This is a genomic window from Paraburkholderia ginsengisoli NBRC 100965 (genome assembly GCF_000739735.1).
Classification (GTDB): Bacteria; Pseudomonadota; Gammaproteobacteria; order Burkholderiales; family Burkholderiaceae; genus Paraburkholderia; species Paraburkholderia ginsengisoli.
The window spans coordinates 146,557-168,993 of record NZ_BBJF01000006.1; the positions used below are offsets into that span (position 1 = coordinate 146,557).

Annotated in this window: 18 protein-coding genes; 7 read left to right on the top strand and 11 right to left on the bottom strand. The window is 63.9% G+C overall.

The features are described 5' to 3' along the window. Positions 1-51 precede the first annotated feature (51 nt). From BGI01S_RS13650 to BGI01S_RS13670, 5 genes are all read left to right on the top strand, one after another. Positions 52-1,290, top strand: coding sequence for an LLM class flavin-dependent oxidoreductase (locus BGI01S_RS13650; RefSeq protein ID WP_157004169.1), 1,239 nt, complete (start codon positions 52-54; stop codon positions 1,288-1,290). 88 nt (positions 1,291-1,378) lie between these two features. Beyond that, positions 1,379-2,440, top strand: a complete 1,062-nt coding sequence (locus BGI01S_RS13655; RefSeq protein WP_042326795.1) for an ABC transporter substrate-binding protein — start codon at positions 1,379-1,381, stop codon at positions 2,438-2,440. A 39-nt stretch (positions 2,441-2,479) separates the two neighbouring features. Further along, on the top strand, positions 2,480-4,099 hold the full coding sequence (locus BGI01S_RS13660) for an ABC transporter substrate-binding protein (protein ID WP_042326294.1): 1,620 nt from the start codon (positions 2,480-2,482) through the stop codon (positions 4,097-4,099). Between the two features lie 46 nt (positions 4,100-4,145). Next, positions 4,146-5,195, top strand: a complete 1,050-nt coding sequence (locus tag BGI01S_RS13665) for an aldo/keto reductase (protein WP_042326295.1) — start codon at positions 4,146-4,148, stop codon at positions 5,193-5,195. A 38-nt stretch (positions 5,196-5,233) separates the two neighbouring features. Further along, positions 5,234-6,085, top strand: a complete 852-nt coding sequence (locus BGI01S_RS13670; protein WP_042326296.1) for a MetQ/NlpA family ABC transporter substrate-binding protein — start codon at positions 5,234-5,236, stop codon at positions 6,083-6,085. A 123-nt stretch (positions 6,086-6,208) separates the two neighbouring features. Here the strand turns inward: BGI01S_RS13670 and BGI01S_RS13675 are convergent, their stop codons facing one another. The 5 genes from BGI01S_RS13675 to BGI01S_RS13695 form a co-directional block, all read right to left on the bottom strand. Then, a complete protein-coding gene (locus tag BGI01S_RS13675) occupies positions 6,209-7,945 on the bottom strand; it encodes an ABC transporter ATP-binding protein (RefSeq protein WP_042326297.1) in 1,737 nt (578 codons plus the stop codon). Between the two features lie 2 nt (positions 7,946-7,947). Then, entirely contained in the window at positions 7,948-8,922 is a 975-nt protein-coding gene (locus tag BGI01S_RS13680) for an ABC transporter permease (protein WP_042326299.1), read from the bottom strand. Positions 8,923-8,963: 41 nt separating this feature from the next. After that, positions 8,964-9,944, bottom strand: coding sequence for an ABC transporter permease (locus BGI01S_RS13685; RefSeq protein WP_042326301.1), 981 nt, complete (start codon positions 9,942-9,944; stop codon positions 8,964-8,966). A 13-nt stretch (positions 9,945-9,957) separates the two neighbouring features. Further along, entirely contained in the window at positions 9,958-11,562 is a 1,605-nt protein-coding gene (locus tag BGI01S_RS13690; RefSeq protein ID WP_042326304.1) for an ABC transporter substrate-binding protein, read from the bottom strand. Positions 11,563-11,760: 198 nt separating this feature from the next. Further along, a complete protein-coding gene (locus tag BGI01S_RS13695) occupies positions 11,761-13,395 on the bottom strand; it encodes an ABC transporter substrate-binding protein (protein WP_084585364.1) in 1,635 nt (544 codons plus the stop codon). 298 nt (positions 13,396-13,693) lie between these two features. On the opposite strand from BGI01S_RS13695, the gene BGI01S_RS13700 reads away from it, so the two are divergent. Continuing rightward, a complete protein-coding gene (locus BGI01S_RS13700) occupies positions 13,694-14,923 on the top strand; it encodes a porin (protein ID WP_042326305.1) in 1,230 nt (409 codons plus the stop codon). A gap of 53 nt (positions 14,924-14,976) precedes the next feature. Here the strand turns inward: BGI01S_RS13700 and BGI01S_RS13705 are convergent, their stop codons facing one another. From BGI01S_RS13705 to BGI01S_RS13730, 6 genes are all read right to left on the bottom strand, one after another. Beyond that, positions 14,977-15,324: a DUF3088 domain-containing protein gene (locus BGI01S_RS13705; protein WP_042326307.1), complete on the bottom strand. Its 348-nt coding sequence runs from the start codon at positions 15,322-15,324 to the stop codon at positions 14,977-14,979. A gap of 43 nt (positions 15,325-15,367) precedes the next feature. Beyond that, the gene (locus tag BGI01S_RS13710) at positions 15,368-16,585 is read right to left on the bottom strand and encodes an acyl-CoA dehydrogenase family protein (RefSeq protein ID WP_042326308.1); all 1,218 of its coding nucleotides are present in this window, start codon (positions 16,583-16,585) and stop codon (positions 15,368-15,370) included. A gap of 93 nt (positions 16,586-16,678) precedes the next feature. Further along, a complete protein-coding gene (locus tag BGI01S_RS13715; RefSeq protein ID WP_042326309.1) occupies positions 16,679-17,722 on the bottom strand; it encodes an ABC transporter substrate-binding protein in 1,044 nt (347 codons plus the stop codon). Between the two features lie 40 nt (positions 17,723-17,762). Then, on the bottom strand, positions 17,763-18,593 hold the full coding sequence (locus BGI01S_RS13720) for an ABC transporter ATP-binding protein (RefSeq protein ID WP_042326310.1): 831 nt from the start codon (positions 18,591-18,593) through the stop codon (positions 17,763-17,765). Further along, positions 18,587-19,657 (bottom strand): ABC transporter permease, encoded by a 1,071-nt coding sequence (locus BGI01S_RS13725; RefSeq protein ID WP_042326311.1) that lies wholly within the window; start codon positions 19,655-19,657, stop codon positions 18,587-18,589. Before BGI01S_RS13725 ends, BGI01S_RS13720 begins: the two co-directional genes overlap by 7 nt. A gap of 47 nt (positions 19,658-19,704) precedes the next feature. Then, positions 19,705-21,153, bottom strand: coding sequence for a SidA/IucD/PvdA family monooxygenase (locus BGI01S_RS13730; RefSeq protein WP_042326312.1), 1,449 nt, complete (start codon positions 21,151-21,153; stop codon positions 19,705-19,707). Positions 21,154-21,436: 283 nt separating this feature from the next. Here BGI01S_RS13730 and BGI01S_RS13735 point away from each other — a divergent pair, with 283 nt between their 5' ends. Further along, on the top strand, positions 21,437-22,384 hold the full coding sequence (locus BGI01S_RS13735) for a TauD/TfdA dioxygenase family protein (RefSeq protein ID WP_042326313.1): 948 nt from the start codon (positions 21,437-21,439) through the stop codon (positions 22,382-22,384). The last annotated feature ends 53 nt before the right edge of the window (positions 22,385-22,437 follow it).

The window sequence follows — 22,437 nt, forward strand, 5'->3', positions numbered from 1 at the left end:
CCCGACACGGTGCCGGCCCGCTTCGCGAACCACACGTACGTTTCTACTTGCATGGCAAGGACATTCACTGTGCCCGAATCAATCGCTACTCCACCATTGCGCGCAGCGGCGCCCCATGCCGACGCTGCGCGCGATGCGTCGCCTTTCGTTCCCGTGCGCTCGCCTGCCACCTTTACCGACAGCCCCGTCTCACGCGCGTTCGAACAGCCGTTGCTGCTCGGCCTGTTCCTGCCGATTCAGGCGGGCGGCTGGAGCGCATCCACGTTGCCGCGCACGACAGACTGGAACTTCGACTACAACCTCGATCTCGTGCAGAAGGCCGAGGCGTTCGGCTTCGATCTGGTGTTCGCGCTGTCGCAATGGTTGCCGAAAGGCGGCTATGGCGGCGTATTCAATGGCGAAGCGCTCGATTCGTTCATGTCGCTTGCGGCGATGACCGCGCGCACCGAACGCATCATCCTCGTCGCCACGAGTCATGTGTTGTATGGGCCGTGGCATCCGCTGCATTTCGCCAAATTCACGGCGACACTCGATCACATCTCGAAGGGACGCTGGGGCATCAACGTCGTCACCGGTCATCGCGCAATCGAACACGAGATGTTCGGTTGGCATCGGATCGATCACGACCGGCGCTATCAACTGGCCGCCGAATTTCTCGACGCCGTCCAGCAACTGTGGACACAGCCGGATAACTTCAGCTTCGCTCCCGAACTGTCGAGCTGGAAACTGGACAAGGCCTTCGTCACGCCGAAGCCGCGCTATGGCCGCCCGCTGCTCGTCAACGCGACCGGTTCGGACGCGGGCATCGACTTCGCCGCGCGCTATTCGGACGTGGTGTTCATCACGAGTCCGGCGGGTTCGGAGATCGAAGCCGCGCTCGCCGCGCTGCCCGCGCACACCGCTCGCGTGAAAGCCGCAGCCGCGGCGCACGGCCGCAAGATTCGCACGCTGCTCAATCCGATGGTGATCTGCCGCGAAACGCCCGCCGAAGCGCGCGCGTATCACGACGCGATCGTCGCGCACGGCGATGAAGGCAGTTTCCATCGCTTCGACAGCGACGCGCACGCATGGCGCGGCGGTGCGGAACAGCGCAATTCGGCGGCGTCGCGCGCGGTGGGCGGCAACGTTTCGATTGTCGGCTCGCCGCAGCAGATCGCCGATTACATCGTGCGCCTGCATCGGGCCGGCGTCGACGGCGTGCAGCTGAGCTTCTTCGATTTCAAGCCCGACCTTGAATTCTTCGGCGAGCGCGTGCTGCCGTTGTTGCGCGAAGCCGGCCTGCGCTATTGACCTTGCGCTATTGATCGCAACCCGCGCCGCGTTCGACGAACGCGGCCGCCATCAATCGACGTTCCAACCCACTTCGCAGGTGATCCGCATGAGCCGAATCTGGTACACGCGTTGCCCGGCCCCGACACCGTTCGGCATCGCGGCACAAAAAGGCTGGCTGCAACAGGAGTTCGCCGCCGATGGCATCGACGTCAAGGCATTGCAGGATGCCGATGACGTGCTGATCCGCCGTTCGCATTTCACGCACAGCCAGCCGTGGTCATTTCGACAGGGCGGCAATATTCCGCCGCTGTGGGCGCGAGCGCAAGGCAGCGACACGCGGTTGATCGGCCTGAGTTGGGTCGACGAATTCCAGGCGTTGATTACGCTCGACCGGCAACTCGACGCCACGCCGCACGCGCTCGCGGGACGCCGCTTCGGATTTCCGCGCAGCACCCGCGCGAGCGTGGTCGATTTTCATCGTGCCACCGCGCTGCGCGGATTTTCGTCGCTACTCAACGCGATTGGCGTGCAGTTCGAAGACATCGATCTGGTCGAACTGCCGCACACGCCGCGCGGACTCGAAGACGCGAAGCCCGCTGCCGATGCGTCGCTCGGCGAGTGGCTCGACGCACAACGTTCGCACGAGTTCGCCCGCGAAGCCGAGGCGCTGCTGCGCGGCGAGGCCGACGTCGTGTTCGTCAAGGGCGCGACCGGCCTCGACATTGCGAATCTGCTCGGCGCGAAAATTCTGGTCGAGATCGGCGCGCAACCGAATCGCGTGCTGCACGCGAACAACGGCACGCCGCGCCCATTGACCGTCGACGCGCAACTGTTGCGCGAACGTCCCGATCTGGTCGAACGCGTGCTGGTCCGCACGCTCGACGCCGGCGACTGGGCCAGCGCGCACGCTACCGAAGTCGCGAGTTATGTCGGCCGCGAAGTGCGCAGCGCCGAGCATTGGGTCGAACGCGCGTACCCGGGCGGCCTGCACCGGCAATTGACGATGGGCCTCGATCCGCAAGCGCTCGCCGCGCTCGCCGACTTCAAGCGGTTCCTGTTCAAGTGGGGTTTCATCGCGACGGATTTCGATTTCGACGCGTGGGTCGATCCGGCGCCGCTCGCCGCCGCGCTCGAACGACGCAACGCGCACGTTGCATCGAGTGCCTGAATCAAGCCGCTTCCCTCTTCTCTTCTTCGATAACAAAAGATGGCAGACATCACCACGCCGGCCGCGCTGCGTCGCTACGGCACGCGGGTTTTTAGCGGAGCGCTCGGCTTCGCGCTGACGCTGGCCGTCGCGCTCGGCGGCCCGGCATCGCACGCTCAGACACGCGGTGGCACGCTCAACTTCATCGTCACGCCGGAGCCGACTGCGCTCGTCGATCTGGCCACGACCGCAACCAACGTGCTGAAGGTCAGCGCGAAAGTCACCGAAGGTCTGCTGGAATACGACTTCAAGCTGGAGCCGAAGCCATCGCTCGCGACCTCGTGGGAGATCAGCGACGACAGCCGCAAATACGTTTTCCATTTGCGTCACGGCGTGAAATGGCATGACGGCAAACCCTTCACGTCGGCGGACGTCGCGTACTCGATCCAGGCGCTCCGGCAAGTTCATCCACGCGCGAAGACCACGTTCGCCAACGTCACCGACATCGCGACGCCCGATCCCTATACTGTCGTCATCACGCTGTCCCGGCCCGCGCCGTGGTTGATCAAGGCGTTTTCGTCGTCGGAAACGCCGATCGTGCCGAAGCACATCTACGACGGCACCGACGTGCTCGCGAATCCGGCCAACAATGCGCCGATCGGTACGGGCCCGTTTCGCTTCGTCAAATGGGTGCGCGGGAGCTACATCGAATACGCGCGCAATAACGACTACTGGGACGCCGGCAAGCCCGGACTCGACAAGATTGTCGTCAAGGTCATCAACGATCCGGCCGCGCGCACCGTCGCCTTCGAAGACGGCTCGGTCGACCTGAGCGGCGATACGCCGGTGCCCTTGTCCGATCTCGCGCGTCTGAAAGACAACCCGAAACTCGCGATCGAAACGCGCGGCTACGAGTTCCAGGCGGGCGTTGCGCGCATCGAGTTCAACCTCGACAACCCGGTGCTGAAGAATCCAAAAGTACGTCAGGCCATCGCGTCCGCACTGGATCGCGAAGTGATCCGTAAAGTCATCTACTACGGTTACGCGACGCCGCTTGCGAGTCCGATCATTCCGGCGAGCCCCTATCACGATCCGGTGCCCACGCCCTATCCGTTCAACGTCGACCGCGCGAACGCGCTGCTCGACGAAGCCGGCTATCCACGCAAAGCCGACGGCACCCGCTTCGCACTGACGGTCGATCCGCTGCCGATCGGCGATCTGCCCGCACGCACCGCCGCCTATGTGAAGTCCGCGCTCGCACGAGTCGGCATTGCGGTGACGGTCCGCAGCCAGGATTTGCCGGCGTATCTGAAACGTATCTACACCGACCGCGATTTCGATTTCAGCGTGAACGGCATGAGCAATCTGTTCGATCCGGTGGTCGGCGTCGCGCGGCTCTATACGAGCGGTAACTTCCGGCGCGGCGTGCCGTTCACCAACGGCTCGCACTACAGCAATCCGGAGATCGACCAGTTGTTCTCGCGCGTGGCCGAAGAAACCGATGAAACCAAACGCAAGCAACTGTTCTCGCAAATCCAGCGGATTCTCGAACGTGATCTGCCGGATATCAATCTGGTGTCGCCGCAATACGTCACGGTGTACTCGCGCGCGGTGCACAACCATACGACTTCGCCCGACGGCGTATCCGCGAGTTTCGCCGATCTCTGGCTGCAACGTTGAACCGCCTCATCCGCATCACTTTCTTCACTTCACGGAATTCGCAATCATGGAATACAGACAGCTCGGCCGCAGCGGCATTCAGGTCTCGACGTTGACGCTCGGTACGATGATGTTCGGCGGCCCCACCGACGAAGCCACCGCGGCCCGCATCATCGACCTCGCTCAGGAACAGGGCATCAATTCGATCGACACCGCCGACGTCTACGTCAAAGGCGAATCGGAACGCGTGGTGGGCCGCAGCATCGCCGCGCAACGCGAGCGCTGGGTGCTCGCAACCAAGTTCGCCAATCCGCTCCATGAAGGCGACGTGAATGCGAGCGGCGCGTCGCGCAAGCACATCGTGCGCGCGGTCGATGCGAGCCTGAAGCGCCTGAACACCGACTACATCGATCTGCTCTACATTCATCGTGAAGATCATCTGACGCCGGTCGAAGAGACCGTGCGCGCGCTGAACGATCTGATCCAAGCCGGCAAACTGCGCTATTACGGGCTGTCGAATCATCGCGCGTGGAAGATCGCCGAGTTTACTCACACCGCGCAGGCGCTTGGGCTCGATGCGCCGGTGGCGAGCCAGCCGCTCTACAACATCGCCAATCGCCAGGCCGAGGCCGAGCAACTGACGGCGGCGCACCGTTATGGGCTCGGTGTGATTTCGTACAGCCCGCTTGCGCGCGGCGTGCTGACCGGCAAGTACGAGCCGGGCGCGACGCCCGCCGCCGACACGCGCGCGGGCCGCAGCGACAGGCGCTTGCAGCAGACCGAATGGCGGCCCGAGTCGCTGGAACTGGCGCGGCGCGTGCGTGAGCATGCCGAAGCGCGTGGCCTGTCCGCCGGGCAATTCGCGCTCGCATGGGTGCTCAATAGCCGCTATATCAGCTCGACTATCGCGGGGCCGCGCACCGAGGCGCAATGGCGCGACTATCTGCCGGCTCTGCACTATCGCCTCACGGCCGAAGACGAAGCATTCGTCGATTCACTCGTCACGAGCGGTCATCCGTCGACGCCGGGCTTCAACGATCCGGGCCATCCGTTCTTCGGGCGCATCGCGCGTCACGGTGCGCCGCAGGACGAGTCGGACAACGCGCAACGACGCTAGGCGCTGCACGCCCTTCACTTCATCCGGTCATCGCCATCATGTCTCATCGAAACCCGCTGTTCCCGGCTTTTCGCCTGCGCTTTGCCGGCGCGTTCATCGCGCTGGCCGCGCTCGTGCCGCTCGCTGCCCACGCGGCCGATAGCGGCGCGGCACCGCCGTTGCGTATCGGCTTCGTGCCCGGCCCTTACGCGGACGAGTTCAAGGCCGGCGTCGAACCGCAGTTGCGCAAGAAAGGCTACGCGATCCAGTACGTCGAGTTCAGCACAGGGCTCGAAGCGAACCAGGCGGTGTATCGCGGTGAGATCGTCGCCGACGTGATGCAGCACGAGGTTTATCTGAAGTCGTATAACGATCGCAACGGCACCGATCTCGTCGGTGTCGTGCAAGTGCCTACGCCGCCGATGGGCTTCTACTCGACGAAACATCGTTCACTCGCGGACGTGAAGCCCGGCGCGCGTGTCGCGGTGCCTAACGACCCGGTCAATCTGGAACGCGCGCTGAAGATCCTGCAGCGCATCGGCTGGATCAGGATCAAGGCGAATCCGAATCCTGTCGACGTCACCGAGCGCGACGTAATCGCCAATCCGGCCGGCATCAGGATCGTCCCGCTGGAATCGGCGCAGGCGCCACGCGCGCTTGACGACGTCGATTACGCGGCGATTCAGGGCAACTTCGCGATCTTCAGCGGCCACAAGCTGACCGATGCGCTCGCGCTCGAACAGATGACGCCGCCGTATATCAACCAGGTCGTCGTGAAGGCGGCCAACCGCAATGCGCGCGCGACGCAGGATATCGTGCAGGCATATCAGTCCGCGGATTTCCAGCGGGCGATTCGCGGCAATCGTTTCTATGACGGCTTCCGGTTGCCCGCGTATTTCGGCAGCGAGTGAGCCGAGGTGATGCATGCTATGCGTGCAATGCGCGTATGAAAATGGCGAGGACAACATGCGTTGACCTCGCCATTTTCTTTTGATCGCGCGATCAGCCGCTCATGCGGCCAACCGAGCTAACAACTAGGCCGCTTGCGCATCGAAGCGCCGGCCGGGATGCGCGTCGAGCAGCGTGCGCGTGTACGCATGCTGCGGCGCGCGCCAGATCTCGCGATGATCGCCGCTTTCGACGATGCGCCCCGCCTGCATCACATGCACACGGTCCGCGATATAGCGCACCACCGAGAGATCGTGCGAGATGAACAGATAGGCGAGCCCGAGATCGCGCTTCAGCTCCACCAGCAAGTTGAGGATTTGCGCCTGAATCGATACGTCGAGCGCGGACACCGGTTCGTCGCAAATCAGCAGATCAGGTTCCAGCACCAATGCCCGCGCGATGCCGATGCGTTGCCGTTGCCCGCCCGAGAATTCATGCGGAAAGCGCTGCGGCGTGCCGCTCGGCAAGCCGACCCGATCGAGTATCGCGGCAATGCGTGAGCGGCGTTGCCGCGCGTCGTCCACGCCGTTGACCACCAGCACCGTCTCCAGAATCTCACCGACAGTGCGGCGCGGATTCAGCGACGCATACGGGTCCTGAAAGACCATCTGCACATGACGACGCAACGGCCGCAATTCGCGCTCGCGCAACGGCACGAGGTCAGTGCCGCGCAAGCGGATCTCACCGGCGGCCGCCGGCACGAGCCGCAGGATCGCTTTCGATAACGTCGATTTCCCGCAGCCGGATTCCCCGACCAGGCCGACCGTTTCGCCACGCGCAATCCGCAACGACACGCCATCCACCGCGCGCAACGTCGTCTTGCCATGCCGATGCGGATAGTCGATCCGCACGTCGTGCAATGCGAGCAGCGGCGCGTCGTCGTTCGCACGGTTTTGCGCGGCCGGCTCGTCGTGCTGGCCGCCGCGCGCCGAACGCGGCACGACCGCGAAAGTCGGCTTGCCGTCGTCGGCGATGCCGTGGCGAATCTCCGGCAACTTCCAGCCCCGATAGTGCAGATCGTCGGCGACATTCAGCGACGCGCCGAGCAGGCCGCGCGTGTACCCATGTTGCGGCTGCGAGAAGAGTTGCGCCACCGGCGCCTGTTCCACCATCTCGCCCGCCAGCATGACCGCGACGCGATCCGCGTGTTGTGCAACCACGCCGAGATCGTGCGTGATCAGCAGCAGCGACATCGACAACTCACGACGCAGGCCGTCGAGCAACTCGAGAATGCGCGCCTGGATCGTGACGTCGAGCGCCGTGGTCGGCTCGTCCGCAATCAACAGACGCGGCCGGCACGCCACCGCCATTGCGATCATCACGCGTTGCCGCTGACCGCCGGAGAGCTCATGCGGATAATCGAACACGCGCCGCTGCGGTTCTGGAATCCTCACCAAGTCCAGCAATTCGATCGCCCGCTTACACGCAGCGGCTTTCGACAGGCTCTCGTGCTGGCGCAACGTCTCGACGATCTGCGCGCCGATCGACAGCACCGGATTCAGCGAAGTCATCGGCTCCTGGAAGATCATCGAAATCTGCCGGCCACGCACCGCGCGCATGTCCGGCGCGGACAGATCGAGCAGCTCGCGGCCGTCGAAACGCAAGCTGCCGCTCACGCGTCCCGGCGTCGGCACGAGCCGCATCAACGACAGCGCGGTTGCAGACTTTCCGCAGCCCGACTCGCCGACCAGCGCCAGCGTCTCGCCTTGCGCGACGTCGAAATTGAGGCCGCGCACCGCGTCGTGCGCGCCGAAACTCACGCGCAGATCGCGTACTTCAAGCAGGTTTGCCGCTTTATTCACTTCGTGCGTCCTCGATTTCATGATCAGTTGCGTTCGCGCAGACGCGGATTGAGTGCGTCATTCAGGCCGTCGCCCAGCAGGTTCAGCGCCAGCACCGCAACGACGATCGCCGCGCCGGGAATCGCGGTCAGATACCAGGCGGTGCGCAGCGAATCGCGCCCCGCGCCGATCATGCCGCCCCAACTGACGACGTTCGGATCGCCCATGCCGAGAAACGACAGCGACGACTCGATCAGAATCGCGCTCGCCACCATCACCGAGGCGGTGACGATCACCGGCGGCAACGCATTCGGCAAAATCTCGCCGAAGATGATGCGTGCGTTGCTGAAGCCCTGGCTGCGGGCCGCGAGCACGAAGTCCGCCTCGCGCAGCGTGCGAAATTCGGCGCGCACGATTCGCGCGACCGTCGGCCACGACGCTATGCCGATCGCCAGTGCGATCACCGTGACGCTCGGCCGGCCAATCGCGACGATCACGATGACCAGCAGAAACGACGGGATGGTCTGAAAGAGTTCGGTCACGCGCACCAGCACGTTATCGACGACACCGCCGAAGAAGCCGCCCGCCGCGCCCACCAGCGTGCCGATCACGAGACCGATTCCCGCAGCGGCCGCGCCGATCAGCAACGACACACGCGTGCCGTGCGCGATGCCGGCGGCGACATCGCGGCCGAGCGAATCGGTGCCGAGACGATATTGCGGATCGGTGCCCGGCCATTCGAACGGTGCGGCGACCATATCGAGCGGATCGCCGGGAAACAGATGCCCCGCACCGAGCGCGAGCGCGATGAACGCGGCGAGCAGCACGAGGCCCGTGAGCGCCGACGGATTGCGCAGCAGCGCGCGCCATACGCCACGGCCGCGTTTCGGCGCATCAGAAGTGGGCGCCGTGCCAGCGCGTTTTTGACCGAATAACGCGCCTGCCAGTTGACCACGCCACGATGAAACAGCGGCCGGTTCAGGCGAAGTGGAAATCAGATTCGAAGAGTCAGAAGCCATTGCGTCTCTCTGGTGAACAACGGGTCGGCGCAAGCGCGAAGTCACGCGATGCACGGATCGAGCCAGGCCTGCAACAGATCGACCAGCACGTTCGCGACGATCACGAGCAGCGACGACAGCAGCAGCACGCCGAGCAGCACGCTGAAATCGCGGGCCATCACCGCGTCGAGCGCGAGGCGCCCGAGGCCTGGCCAACTGAACACGGTCTCCGTCACCGCCGCGCCGCCGAGCAGCGTGCCGAAATGAATGCCGACCATCGTGGTCAACGGCATCAGCGCATTGCGCAGCACATGCCGCACGGTCACGCGCCACGGATGCAGCCCCTTGGCCTGCGCGGTTCGCACGAAGTCCTGGCGTTGCACTTCGAGCATCGCGGCGCGCGTGAGCCGCGCATAGATCGCGATGAAGAACGTCGCGAGCGTCGCGGCGGGCAGCAGCACATGCTTCGCCGCGTCCGCGAACAACGCGAAGCCGTGCAGTTGCACGCCGAGCGTGACGTTGCCGCCGCTCGGCAGCCAGCCGAGGTGCACCGAGAACAGCACGATCGCGAGCAGGCCGATCCAGAAGCCCGGCGTCGAATAGAACAGCAACGCGAGCACCGACAGCACACGGTCCGGCCACTTGCCCGCCCAATGCGCCATCACCGCGCCGAGCGTGACGCCGATCACGATCGCCATCGACAACGCCACGCCCATCAGCAGCAACGTATTGGGCAAGCGCGACAGGATCAGCTGCATCACCGGCATGTCGTATCGCGGCGAATAGCCGAGGCTGAAGTGCGCGAGATGCGTCAGGTACGACCACAGTTGATGCAGCACCGGCTGGTCGAGGCCGAACTTCGCGCGCAGCACCTGCATCGTTTCCGCCGTCGCCGAACCGGATTCGCCGGCCAGCACATCGGCGGCATCGCCCGGCATCAGTTTCAGCAGGAAGAAGTTCAGGATCACGATGCCGACCACCGTCGGCAAGACCTGCCATGCCGTGCGTCGTGCTAAAGCGCCGAAACGCAAACTGCGACTCATCGTCGGTCTCCTGTCAGGCGCTCAGATAGACATCCGCGAGATTGCCTTCGAGGCCCTGCGCGGAGACGGTGTGGTTGTGCACGCGCCGGTTCGCGAGCGTGACCATGCGCGGCGCGACGAGATTGAGAATCGGCAGATCGCGATACACGACCTGCTGGAACTGCTGATACAGCGCGACGCGTTTGCTTTCGTCGGTTTCCACGGCCGCGCTTTCGAGCAGGCGGTCGACTTCGGCATTGCTGTAGTGCGGCGCATTCGAAAACGGCACGCCCGGGCGAATGTTCTTCGACCAGTACAAACGCTGAACGCCGACGCTCGGATCGAACAGCGTGTTCACGCCGATGCTCGTGAAATCGAACTGACGGTCCGCATAGACACGCTTCAGAAACGCCGGCAAATCTTGCGAGCGCACGGTGACGTCGATGCCCACGCGCGCCAGCGCGGACTTCACGTAGTCGGCCTGGCGGCGGTACAGATCGCCATAGGGCAGAAAATCGTGCGTGAGCCGGAAGCGCACGCCGCCGTCCTTGCGCGGATAGCCGGCCGCGTCGAGCAGTTTCTCCGCGCTTGCGGGATCGAACGCATACGCCGCGAGCTTTGCGTCGTGATACGGCGAGCCCGGTGTGATCGGCGTGGGCGACAGGTCCGCGTAGCCGTATGCGATCGTGCGCTGCACGACCTGCGGATTGATCGCGTGAGCAATCGCCTGGCGTACTCGCAAGTCTTTGAGGATTGGATGATCGAGGTTGAAATCGATCTCGGACAGCGGTTCGAGAAAGCGGTAGCCGCGCGTTTCGACAGCCAGTTGCGGCAATTGCGTGAGACGTGGCAGGTCGGTCAACGGCACCGGATTTTCGCCGCCGAGATCGAGCGCGCCGGTTTCGAAGGCCGCCGAGCGAGCGGCCGCGTCCGGGATCACCTTGAATACCAGCGCGTCGATATACGGTTTGCCCGCATCCCAGTAGTCCGGGTTGCGTTCGTAGACGATATTCGCGCCGCGCGTCCATGACTTGAAGCGGAACGGACCCGTGCCGATCGGCGCGTTGTTGTGCGGGTTCGTCAGCGGATCGCCGGATGCGTACAGGTGCTTCGGCACAATGGGCGATTCGCCGGCGGACAACGCCTTCAACAGATACGGCGCGGGCTTCGTCAATTCGATGATCGCGGTGCGTGCGTCCGGCGTGGCGACGCGCGTCACGTTGGCGAACGTGCTGCGTCCGCGCGGATGCACCGCTTTGAGCAAATCGACCGAGAATGCGACGTCCGCCGACGTGAACGGCTGACCGTCGTGCCACTTGACGTTATCGCGCAGCGTGAACGTGTATTTCAAACCGTCGGGGCTGACCACCCACGCGGTGGCCAATTGCGGCTTCGGCCGCAAATCGAAGTCATAGGCCAGCAGCCCCTCGAGCACTTTAGAACTGGCGACTAGCGCGGGCCCGGTGGTCTGGAAGATCGACACGAGTACCGGCGGCTCCGGGTTGATCAGCATGTTCAAGGTGCCGCCCCGCTTCGGCGCGGCGGCCTCGCCCTGCGCGAAAGCCAATGTCGGCATGCCGGCCGCGGCGAGCGCTGCGCCCGATGAAATCAGAAAGTCGCGTCGATTCAGTCCTGCCATGTGATCCAGATCCTGGTTGCCGACGGGTCCGCTCGCGGCTCGTCGTAGTGTCATCGTGATGTCGTGATCGTTTCTTCGGCGGTACTGCTGCCGCAACGCTCACGATAAAGCCGCTGCGGCGCCAAAAGAACCAATGGTTCCGCATATGCAAAGCACGACACGGACGAAAGACCCGCCGGCACGCCGGAAAACGCGACATCACGCGATGAATACGTCGGCGAGATTGCCGTCCAGACCGTCGGCCGTGACCGTGTGGTTGTGCACGCGCCGGTTGTACAGCGTGACCTGCTTCAGCGTGACGAGATCGATGATCGGCAGATCGCGTCCCACTACCTGCTGGAACTGGCGGAAGTATTTGACGCGCGTCGCCGGATCGTTCTCGACCGCCGCCGCTTCGAGCAGACGGTCGACCTCGGGATTGTCGTAATGCGCGGCGTTGGAGAACGGCACGCCCTTCCTGAAGTTGCGCGACCAGTAAAGCCGCTGCACGCCCACCGTGGGATCGAACGTATTGCCGAGGAAGTTCGCATCGAGAGCGAAATCGCGATCGGTGTAAATCCGCTTTACGTACGCGCCGAAATCCTGCGAACGCACGGTCGACTCGATCCCCACGCGGCGCAGCGTTTGCCGCAGATATTCGGCGAGCCGCGCGAACGTCGGGTCGTACGGGTTGTAGTCGATCGTCAGCGGAAAACGAAAGCCGTTGGACTGACGGGGCAAACCGGCTTCGTCCAGCAGACGGCCGGCCTGCGCGAGATCGAATGGCGCGGCCGGCGCGTGCGGATCGTAGAACTGCGTGAGCAACGGACTGATCGGCGACGGCGCGACGATGCCGTAGCCATACCAGACCGATTGCAGAATCGCCTGCCGATCGATGCTGTGCGCGATAGCCTGACGCACTTTCAGTTGCGACAGGTAACGATTGTCGAGATTGAACTGCAACTGCGTCTGCGCGGCGTCATAGCTGTACCCGCGCGTTTCCAGCGCAAGATGAGGCAAGGCCTGCAAGCGCTGGATGTCGACGAGTGGCACCGGGTTCTCGCCCGCGAGATCCAGTTCGCCGGTTTCGAGCGCGACCGCACGGGCAGCCGCATCGCCGATGAAACGCACTACCAGTTCGTCGACATACGGCTTCGGCGCATCCCAGTAGTCGGGGTTGCGCACGAACACCGCATGACTGCCGCGCTCCCAACTCTTGAAGCGATAAGGACCGGTGCCGATCGGATCGATGTTGTGAGGATTGTTCAGCGGATCACCGCTGCCGTAGAGATGCGCGGGCACGATCGGCGACTCCGATGCTGCGAGCGCATAGATCAGATACGGCGCGGGCTTCGATAACTTCAGCACTGCCGTGTGGGTGTCGGGCGTGCGCACCTCGGACACGTTCGCGAACGTCGAACGGCCACGCGAGTGATATTGCTTCAGCAAGCCGATCGACACCACCACGTCTTTCGACGTAAAGGGCTGGCCGTCGTGCCAGCGCACACCTTCGCGCAACCTGAACGTGTACTGCAAACCGTCCGCGCTGATCGACCACGCGGTGGCGAGTTGCGCGCGCGGCTGCACGTTGAAGTCGTAGCTCAATAAGCCTTCGGTTACCTTCGGGCTGATCTTCTGTTCCGCGCCGGCCGTAGTGGCGAAATTGATCAGCACGTTGGGCTCGGGATTCACGAGCAGAGTCAAGCGGCCGCCGTGACGCGGCGCCACCGCGCTACTCTGCGCGGCCGCTCGCGCCAACGATCCGAACGTGCCCAACGTGAGACCGGCGGCACCGCCTGCAAGTCCGATCAACGCATTGCGACGTCCTGAGTGAAACCCACCGCGATGACTCATACCCGCTCCTTTTAAATCCGCCCGGCACGGCGGGCGATGTTTATCGGAAGCATCGCAAGATATCAACCGGCGGCGGCAACAAGAACGAATAAATCAAGGATTGCATATCCCTATCACGGCGCTTTGACGCTATGACTTTGGGATCCGCAATGCAACGTCTATCCGCTGAAATAGCCGATATCGATATCGAATTTGGTTGTTTGTTGGTTCACTTCGGGTTGCTTATCTTTACAGGCCTTTCACTTCTTCGCACTGGCAAAGCTATCTCTCACCTTCAAACAAGCCGATTCAATAGAACATGAAAAAACTGGTTATCTTTCTGGGCGTTTCGCCTTTTCTCGCCGTCGCTGCGAATGCGCAAAGCAGCGTCACGTTATACGGAATCGTCACCGGCAACGTCACGTATTCGAACAACGTTCAAACCGCCGCGACCGCGAATGGCGGAAGGCCGAAAGGCGGCGCACAGATCGCCCAATTCGATAGCGGCACGTCGGGTCTCGCATCGAGCCGCTGGGGCCTGAAAGGCACCGAAGATCTCGGCGGCGGACTGAAGGCGATCTTCCAGCTCGAAAACGGCTTCAGTGTGAATAACGGCGCGATCGGCCAGGGCGGCACGGAGTTCGGCCGCCACGCATGGGTCGGTTTCAATGCGAACCGCTACGGCACGTTGACGTTGGGACGTCAGGGTGACACGTCGGTCGAGTTCGTCTCGGCGCTGATCTATGGCTGGTATTGGGGCAATCTTGCGATCCACCCGGCCGATTACGACAACCTGAACTTCACGCACCGCATCAACAACTCGATCAAATACCTGTCGGATTCGTTCAACGGATTCCGTTTCGGCGGGCTCTATAGTCTCGGGGGCGTGGCGGGCAACGTCACGCAGAATCAATTCTGGTCGACGGGCGTCAGTTACACCGGTGGATCATTCGCGATTGCCGCGTCGATCATCAATGCGCGCAATCCGAACACGTCGCTCTACGGCACCAATGCGAACGCGAGCGCGACCGGCAACAATCTCGGTTCCGCGGGATCGGCAACGACGCCTGAGTCGAATCCGATAATCGCCGGGTTTGCGTCGGCACATACGCAGCAGACCGTGTCCGTCGCAAGCACGTATACGGCGGGCGGCGCGATCTTCGGCGTCGCGTATTCGAGTACCCAGTTCCGTGGACTCGGCTCGAACGGGCCGCTCAATACATTCAACTACAGCGGTTCGACGACACTCAGCACCGTCGGCGCGAGCTTGCGCTACCAGGCCACGCCGTTCCTGCGGTTGGGCGCATCGTTCGACTATACGGAAGGTGGTAGCGTCGGCAGCAAGGATGGCGCAAAGTACGAGCAAGTCAATCTCGGCGCCGGCTATTCGCTATCGAAAGCGACTGAGCTCTACGTGACAGGCGCCTATCAGCACGCCAGTGGCACCGACTCGCTGGGTCGCCCGGCGGTCGCCGCGATCGGCTACCTGACTCCTTCCACGACCGACAAGCAGGTCGCGGTGTCGGCGGGCGTCAAGCATCTGTTCTGATGCGTCGGAACACGGAACTTCGCTTGGAACGCGCCCGCAACGGGCGCGTCGATTCAATGCACCTTTGGAAAGCCGTGACGCTGCGCCAGCAGGTCGAGTATCCGGCGCGTGTCGGTCACGAAGCGTCTGTCGCCGAGCACTTGCGCGTCGGCGGGCGCCGGTTGTTCGTCGCCGAAGATCAACACCGGCAGACCCTGGTGGTCAGCATCGAGCGCTTCGACGACCACCGCGCGCGGGCGCGCAAACGGCAGGCGGCGAATGTCCAGACGCGCGTTGAGCGCCGGGTCGCTCGCCAGCAAACCTTCGATGGGTGCGCCGTCCGGGCAGATGAAACGCTCGCCCGGATGTTTCGGGTCAGTGAAGCCCGGCTCCAGCAATAACAGCAGATCTCGTCGGCTCATGATTTTCCGTTGACGGTTGTGGGTGAATGACAGGCGCAGGTCGTCAGAACACGCGGCCTTCAGTGAGATGCGTGGTCACGCCGTTCAATTCGTAGTCGCCGATCACCCGCGCTTTATGCAACAGCGGGTTATGACTGAAGATGGTGCGCAGATTGCGCCAGTGACGATCGAAGTTGTGCGAACGCGCAGTCGCCGATGCGCCGCCGATCTCGAACAACCGCTCGCCCGCATGCAGCGCGAGTTTGCTGACCACCAGTTGCGTCTTCGCGGTGGCGAGCGCGCCTTCCAGCACGCGCTCTTCCGCATTGGTCGCACCATGGCGAATCGCTTGCGCCGAACGGTCCAGGGTTCGCGCATTCTGCTGCACGAGCGCGTCGATCGAGAGGCTATGCGCGGCGAGATCGCCCACCACCTGTTGCACGAAGCCGTCTTCACGCGCGGACGGCGCGGGGCTATGCAATACAGGGCGGCCGTGTTGCACCACGTAGCGCCGCGCGTCCGCGAGAATGTTGCGTACGATACCGGCCGCGACCGCGACCAGATGCAACTGCCGCACTGCGCTGCCATGGCGGCCGGCAAGACTCGTATAGCCGCGCGTCGCGACTTCGTGTGCGAACACCTGCACGTTGTCGAGTACGAGACTGCCGCTCGCCGTCATGCGCTGACCCATGCCGTCCCAATCGTCGATAACTTGCAGGCCGTCACGCGCGACCGGAATCACGATCGACACCTTCTCGTCGTTTTCGTCCTGCACGTTGATGCGCGCATAGTCCGAAAACGCGGTGCCGGTCGAATAGTATTTCTTGCCGGACACGCGAAAGTGCGCGCCGTCGCGCACGAGCTTCGTGACGATTTCCCCTGGCCGCAAAGTGCCGAGTTCCGTCGACGCCCCGCCGAAAATTGCGCCTTGTCGCACGCGCTCGATCTGCGTGTCGTTGAATTCGGAGCGGGGCGACAACAGCAATTGCTCGGTCAGGTCGTAGTGAATCCGCAAAGCGTGCGCGACGTTCGACTCGTGCGCAGCCAGCGTCGTGACGACGTGAAAAAGATCTTCGAGCGAGCCGCCAAGGCCGCCCCACTCGACAGGAAAGCGCAATAGTCCGAGCCCCGAGGCGCGAAACAGCGCGAAGCGGTCGAACGGCAATTCACGTCGCGTTTCGCGTTGCGCGGCGTCTTCGCCGATCGCTTCGGCGAGCGCCGGCAACGCGGCCAGCGCTGCGTCGAGTGTCGCGGGCGCCGCCATGTCGAGAGATACCTGCATGCCACATTCCTTTTTAGATGCGCGCGGATCGGAGCGATCCGGCTGTTTGAGCTGGATGAAGCTGGACGGATCGTGAGTGGCCGGAGAGAAACCTCACGCAGTCAGCACGTTCGAGAACACGCGATCCGCGAGACGATTCGAATCGGTCCCGCTGTTGAGCACGCCGACCGTCTTCAGATCGTCGGCATACAGCGAGATTTCTTTCTTGAATGCGTCGCCAACCGGATGGTGATGATCGGTGTGACTCCTGAGCATCGCGGCGAGTTGGCTCACATCGGCGGCAGGCGTATAGGCCGAAAAGATCGCGGCCGCGTCGGTGGGATGATTGGCGGTCCACTCGGTCGCTTCGAGCAGCGCCTGAGTCAGCTTCTGCGCGGTCGCGCGATCCTTGCGCACCAGCGAACCGCGCACGCCGAGCACGCAGCAGGAACGCGTCTGGTACTCGCCGCACAGATTGTTCGACACCTCGTACAGATGATCCGATTCGCGGATCGACCAGATCGTCGGGTCGCCATCTGCGATTGCCTGCACTTCGCCCTTCTTCAGCGCCTCGCCCAACAGGTTCGCCGGATACTGACGCCAGTTCACATCGCGCTCGGGATCGACGCCGATCTTCTTCAACACGATCGCGAAGAAGTTCTTGGTGGGACTCGCCATATCGCTGACGCCGATCGTGCGTCCCTTCAATCCCTGCACATCGACGATGCCCGACGCGCGCGTCGCCAGTAAACGCATGCAGCCGCCATGAATGCCGGCGGTCAGCTTGACGTCGAAACCCTGCTCCAGCGGTTTGATCCAGCGTAGCGCCATGCCGACGCCCGCGTCGGACTTGCCGGTCGCGATCGCTTCGAGCAGTTGATCGGTCGATCCCGAGAAGTTCACGAGATCGACCTGCAAGCCGTGCCGCTCGAAAAAGCCCTGCTTCACGGCGACGGCGACCGGTGCAGTGCAGACCGAGCCTGCATTCCACGACAGCTTGAGTTGCTTCAAAGGCGCCGAAGGCGTTTGCGCGAAAGCGAGCGAGCCCGGCAGGCTCAGCACGGTTCCACCGAGCGCGGCGGCGCCCGCGCTCCAGGCCGTCTTGCGCAGCCACGCACGGCGGGCCGGGCTCAGTGGAGTTTCATCGATGTGATTCATGGTTGCGTGTTCCTCTGGTCGCGATGGTTGTTCTATGGGTTCAGGTGTCGAGTCCGAGTTGCGCGAGCACCTCGCGGCGCAGCGCCACCAGTTTCGGGTCGTCGCGATGGCGCGGATACGGCGCGTCGTTACGCACCTCGGCGACGACCCGCGCCGGGCGCTCGCTGAACACGATCACGCGATTGGCGAGCAGCAACGCTTCCTCCACGTCGTGCGTGACCAGCAGCACCGAAAAGCGCGCGTCCTGCCACAGTCGCGCGAGTTCGCCCTGCATACGGATACGCGTGAGCGAGTCGAGCTTGCCGAACGGTTCGTCCAGCACCAGCAGCGCGGGATCGTTGACGAGCGCGCGCGCCAACGCGACGCGCTGGGCCATGCCGCCCGACAACTGATGCGGAAACGCTTCAGCGAATTCGCTGAGACCGACCAGTTCGAGCGCCGCGTCGATTCTTTTCTCCGTCAACTGTTCGTGCGCCGCATCGCGCCGCGCGAAACGCCGGCGCTGCGCCTGCGGACCGATCGCGACGTTGCCGCGCACGGTGCGCCACGGATACAGCGTCGGGTCCTGAAACACGACCACGCGCGACGGATCGGGGCTCACGATCGCAGCGCCATCCGCATTCACGCTGCCTTCGGTCGGCGCATCGAGTCCCGCCACGAGCCGCAGCAAGGTGGACTTGCCGCAACCGCTCGGGCCGAGCAACGCGACGAACTCGCCCGGCTCGACCGTGAAGCTCACGTCGTGCAACACCGGCAACGCGGCGCCGCGCAATGCGAAGCGATGGCTCACGTGGCGCACGTCGATGCGCGCGCCGTCGCGAACCGGTGCTCGCGCGGCGGACTGATTCAGCACTTCGGGTACGGCTACCATTTGAGCAATCCTTTTTGCCAGGCCAACAGACGGTCACGCACGCGGAACAGCAAGGTGATGAGCCCCGAGCACATCAGCGCCATCACCAGCAACGCGGCATACATGTTCGAATACGCGGCCCAGCCCTGTGCCCATTGCAGGTACCAGCCGAGGCCCGCTTTCACGCCCATCATCTCCGCGACGATCAGCACCGAGAACGACGCGCCGAGTCCCATGAAGAGGCCGACGAACACCGACGGCAACGCCGCCGGAATCGCCACGCGCAGAATCAGGAAGCCGGGTCTCGCGCCGAGCGTGCGGGCGATGTCGTAGTAGGCCGGGTTGACGCCGGCGACACCGGACCACGTCAGCACGGCGACCGGAAACGCGGTTGCCAGCGCGATCAGAAACACGCTCGCGCTGAAGCTCGACGGAAAGAAGAAGAACGCCAGCGGCAACCACGCGGTGGCAGGCAGCGGCCCGATGAGTCGCAGAACCGGATGGACCCAATAGCTCACCGCCTGCGACCAGCCAATGCTTACGCCCGTCACGAAGCCTGCGAGCGCGCCGAGTACATACCCGTAAGCAAGGAGACCGAACGAATGCACGACACTGGTGCCGAGCCGCGGGTAATCGTCGGCGAATACGCCGATCAGCGCTTGCGGCGGCGCAAAGAACGGGCGCGGTAGCCATTCCAGTTGCGCGGTGACGGCCTCCCACGCGCTGACGACGAACGCGAGCGCCAGCAGCCAGGGCATCGCACGCAGCCATGCACGCGTGCGCGTGGGCGCGGTGGTGGAGGCCAGCGACCGACCCGCCGCGTGACGCGATCCCGCGACGCCCACGCCAATCGCGAACGCCGCGAGCACCAGCTTGAGCACGATGAATTCTCGCGTGTACGGCCAGTCGTCGAGACTCGGCCACCATGCGGTCTGTGCGGCGCTCGCGAGCCAGGCCAGCGCCGCGAGCCCCGCGATCAGCACTTCGCGCGACAGCCCGCGCCTCGCGACCGTACGCGTGGCGTCGGCGGGGTCCGCGCCGCTCGCCGGAGCGTGCGTCGTGATCGATTCGAACTGGGTGGACATGATGGTTTCGTCCTCCTGACAGGTTGAGTTAGCGTGAGCGCGGCCCGTTACGCGACGTCGGCCTTGTCGTGTTGCCAGACGCTGTGTGCGTAGAGCGACTCGTCGAAGTCGGCGGCGATGTCGCCGTTGATGCGGGCTTCGTGCGCGGGCAGATCGGCGAGAAACAGATCGCGGCTGATGCGTTGTATTACCGCGGGAATATCGCGCTTCATGCTCGGCACGTCGCCCACCGGCAAGCCGAAACTGACGAACGCGCCCGGGTTGTAGACGTGGATGTGTTTCACGTAAGGCGCGTCGCCCTCGCTCTTCTCCAGGTATTCGAGCGCGGCGCCGAGATACGGATGCGCGCCCAGCGCGTCGTCGTTCTCGCCGGCGGCGGCCACGTAGTGATCGCGCCACAGACGGATGTGCGCGGCGAAGTGCGCAAGCTCGGGCCGCAGCGCCGGATCGACGGCGTAGCCCGTGCCCGCGATCACGAAGTCGAACGCAAACGGCTCGCCCGCCACGTTTGTTTCGACGCGATCGTTCCTGATGCGCGCATCGGTCCACGACACGCCGGGATGCAAATGAAAGTTCGCAAAGCGGGTGACGCGTTCCACCGCATCGATGGGCGGCGTCGAACCGGAACGGCGAAAGCGCCGTGCCTGGGCCCAACGAATCGCGTCGGGCCGATGGAAGTAATTGTCGTAAGCGCCGGGGTACGCGCGGGCCCGCGTAACCGGCACCGCTGCAATCCGCTCGCGACGCGCGAACAGATGGACGTTGGCGGCGCCTGCTTCGAGCGCCGTCGCCGCCGCGTCGAAGGCGGACGCCGCACCGCCGATCACCGCGACGGACTTGCCGCGCAGTGCCGCGAAATCGATCGCGTCGGCGGTGTGCGCCAGATGGCTGGGCGGCAGACTCTTCAGCACAGCGGGAACGAACGGCGCGCCATTACCGGCGACGCCGTTGCCGAGCACGATCTTGCGCGCCGTTTCGACGACGTTGCGCAGCGTGCCGCCCTCGCGTATCTCCAGGTGTAAACGGAAGTGCTCGCCGGCTGGTTCGATCAATGTGACGCGCGTGCCGTAGCGAATCGGAATGTCGAGGAAATGCCGATACCACGCGAGATATTCCGCCCAGCGCGTACGCGGAATCCGGTCGATCTCCGCATACGAGTCGGCGCCGAAGCGCGCTTCATACCAGGCCTGAAAGCTCAGGCCCGGCAGACCCGCCTCGGGACCGACCAGCGTTTTCGGCGTGCGCAGCTTGTTCATGCGCGCGCGATTGAGCCACACGCCCGCGTGAGCTTCATCGGCGGCTGCGTCGATCACGCTGACCTGACCGATGCCGGCGCGCCTCAATGCGAACGCGAACGCTGCGCCGCTCTGTCCGCCACCGACGATCACCACGTTATGGTCGATGCCGTCGCGCGGCGGCACCCAGTTATCCGGCGCCGGGCCAATCAGGCGCAACGTGTCGAGTGCCTGCTGATCGGGATGAATGGATTGCGTCATGTGTCGGGCTCGGCCAGGAAGTTGAACGGCAGGCGGGCTCAATGAATGCGAAGCGCGCCCTCGTCAGAGAATCAAGTATCGCGGCGAGCAAGGATTGGCCAAACCAACAAATTTCGCTTTACTTATTTGTGCGGCGCGCTTCATTGGATGCGCGCAGGATCGCAGTCGCGCTGATTTTCTTATGTGCAATGATTGGTTGGATTCAGGCACCGACGAATCTAACGTGAGAGCCGACGGCCTGTGAGCCGAGACCGGATACGTTTCTTTTCGTAAGGAGCCTTGCATGAGCGCCGCTGCATTGCACGAAGCACAGTCGATTGAAGTCAAGCCGCTCTCCGCGCATATCGGCGCCGAGGTTCATGGTGTCGATCTGACGCGCAAGCTGAACCCGGGCGAGGTCGCGCAGATTCGCGCGGCGTTGCTGAAGTGGCGGGTCGTGTTCTTCCGTGAGCAGTTTCTGACGCACGAGCAGCACGTCGCGTTCTCCGCTCAATTCGGCGAATTGACGTTGGGGCATCCGGTGTTCGGACATGTCGAAGGTCATCCCGAGGTCTATTCGATTTCGAAGTACCGCAAGGCGACGCGTTTCGAGGGCCAGGCGCTATTGCGTCCGTGGACCGGCTGGCATACGGATGTGACCGCCGCAATCAATCCGCCGTGGGCGTCGATTCTGCGCGGCGTGACGATTCCGCCGTACGGCGGCGATACGCAATGGACCGATCTGGTGAGCGCGTATAACAAACTGTCGGCGCCGTTGCGGGCTTTCGTCGACGGCTTGCGCGGCATTCACCGCTTCACGCCGCCGGCCGGTGCGAGCGGCACGCAGGAGTTCGTCAAAGCCGTCGAGCAGCGCGCGCTCGTCTCCGAACATCCGCTCGTCCGGGTTCATCCGGAAACCGGCGAACGGGCGCTGTATGTGAGCCCGAGCTTTCTGAAGTCGATTGTCGACGTGACGCCGCGTGAAAGCCAGGCGCTGCTCGAATTGCTGTGGGAGCACGTGACGCGGCCGGAGTTCACCGTGCGCTTCAAGTGGGATGCGGGCAGCATCGCGTTCTGGGACAACCGCGCGACCGCCCATCTCGCGCCCACGGATATCTTCGATCTCGACTTCGATCGACAGTTGTTTCGCACGACGCTCGTCGGCGACGTGCCGGTCGGCCCGGATGGACGGCAGTCGGTGGCGATAGAGGGCTCGCCGGTGAGCGCGGCGGCGGCGGTCGCGTTGAATTGAGGGCGAGGCAGGCGGCGCGTGGTTATCGGCGCCAGGACTCGATTCGCCTGGCC

What these genes read in the sequence shown, in the direction of transcription:
- BGI01S_RS13660 (WP_042326294.1), top strand. Translation starts at nt 2,480, where the DNA reads ATGGCAGACATCACCACGCCGGCCGCGCTGCGTCGCTACGGCACGCGG.
- BGI01S_RS13720 (WP_042326310.1), bottom strand. Translation starts at nt 18,593, where the DNA reads ATGGTAGCCGTACCCGAAGTGCTGAATCAGTCCGCCGCGCGAGCACCG.
- BGI01S_RS13670 (WP_042326296.1), top strand. Translation starts at nt 5,234, where the DNA reads ATGTCTCATCGAAACCCGCTGTTCCCGGCTTTTCGCCTGCGCTTTGCC.
- BGI01S_RS13725 (WP_042326311.1), bottom strand. Translation starts at nt 19,657, where the DNA reads ATGTCCACCCAGTTCGAATCGATCACGACGCACGCTCCGGCGAGCGGC.
- BGI01S_RS13685 (WP_042326301.1), bottom strand. Translation starts at nt 9,944, where the DNA reads ATGAGTCGCAGTTTGCGTTTCGGCGCTTTAGCACGACGCACGGCATGG.
- BGI01S_RS13735 (WP_042326313.1), top strand. Translation starts at nt 21,437, where the DNA reads ATGAGCGCCGCTGCATTGCACGAAGCACAGTCGATTGAAGTCAAGCCG.
- BGI01S_RS13680 (WP_042326299.1), bottom strand. Translation starts at nt 8,922, where the DNA reads ATGGCTTCTGACTCTTCGAATCTGATTTCCACTTCGCCTGAACCGGCC.
- BGI01S_RS13655 (WP_042326795.1), top strand. Translation starts at nt 1,379, where the DNA reads ATGAGCCGAATCTGGTACACGCGTTGCCCGGCCCCGACACCGTTCGGC.
- BGI01S_RS13695 (WP_084585364.1), bottom strand. Translation starts at nt 13,395, where the DNA reads ATGAGTCATCGCGGTGGGTTTCACTCAGGACGTCGCAATGCGTTGATC.
- BGI01S_RS13715 (WP_042326309.1), bottom strand. Translation starts at nt 17,722, where the DNA reads ATGAATCACATCGATGAAACTCCACTGAGCCCGGCCCGCCGTGCGTGG.
- BGI01S_RS13690 (WP_042326304.1), bottom strand. Translation starts at nt 11,562, where the DNA reads ATGGCAGGACTGAATCGACGCGACTTTCTGATTTCATCGGGCGCAGCG.
- BGI01S_RS13675 (WP_042326297.1), bottom strand. Translation starts at nt 7,945, where the DNA reads ATGAAATCGAGGACGCACGAAGTGAATAAAGCGGCAAACCTGCTTGAA.
- BGI01S_RS13730 (WP_042326312.1), bottom strand. Translation starts at nt 21,153, where the DNA reads ATGACGCAATCCATTCATCCCGATCAGCAGGCACTCGACACGTTGCGC.
- BGI01S_RS13710 (WP_042326308.1), bottom strand. Translation starts at nt 16,585, where the DNA reads ATGCAGGTATCTCTCGACATGGCGGCGCCCGCGACACTCGACGCAGCG.
- BGI01S_RS13700 (WP_042326305.1), top strand. Translation starts at nt 13,694, where the DNA reads ATGAAAAAACTGGTTATCTTTCTGGGCGTTTCGCCTTTTCTCGCCGTC.
- BGI01S_RS13705 (WP_042326307.1), bottom strand. Translation starts at nt 15,324, where the DNA reads ATGAGCCGACGAGATCTGCTGTTATTGCTGGAGCCGGGCTTCACTGAC.
- BGI01S_RS13665 (WP_042326295.1), top strand. Translation starts at nt 4,146, where the DNA reads ATGGAATACAGACAGCTCGGCCGCAGCGGCATTCAGGTCTCGACGTTG.
- BGI01S_RS13650 (WP_157004169.1), top strand. Translation starts at nt 52, where the DNA reads ATGGCAAGGACATTCACTGTGCCCGAATCAATCGCTACTCCACCATTG.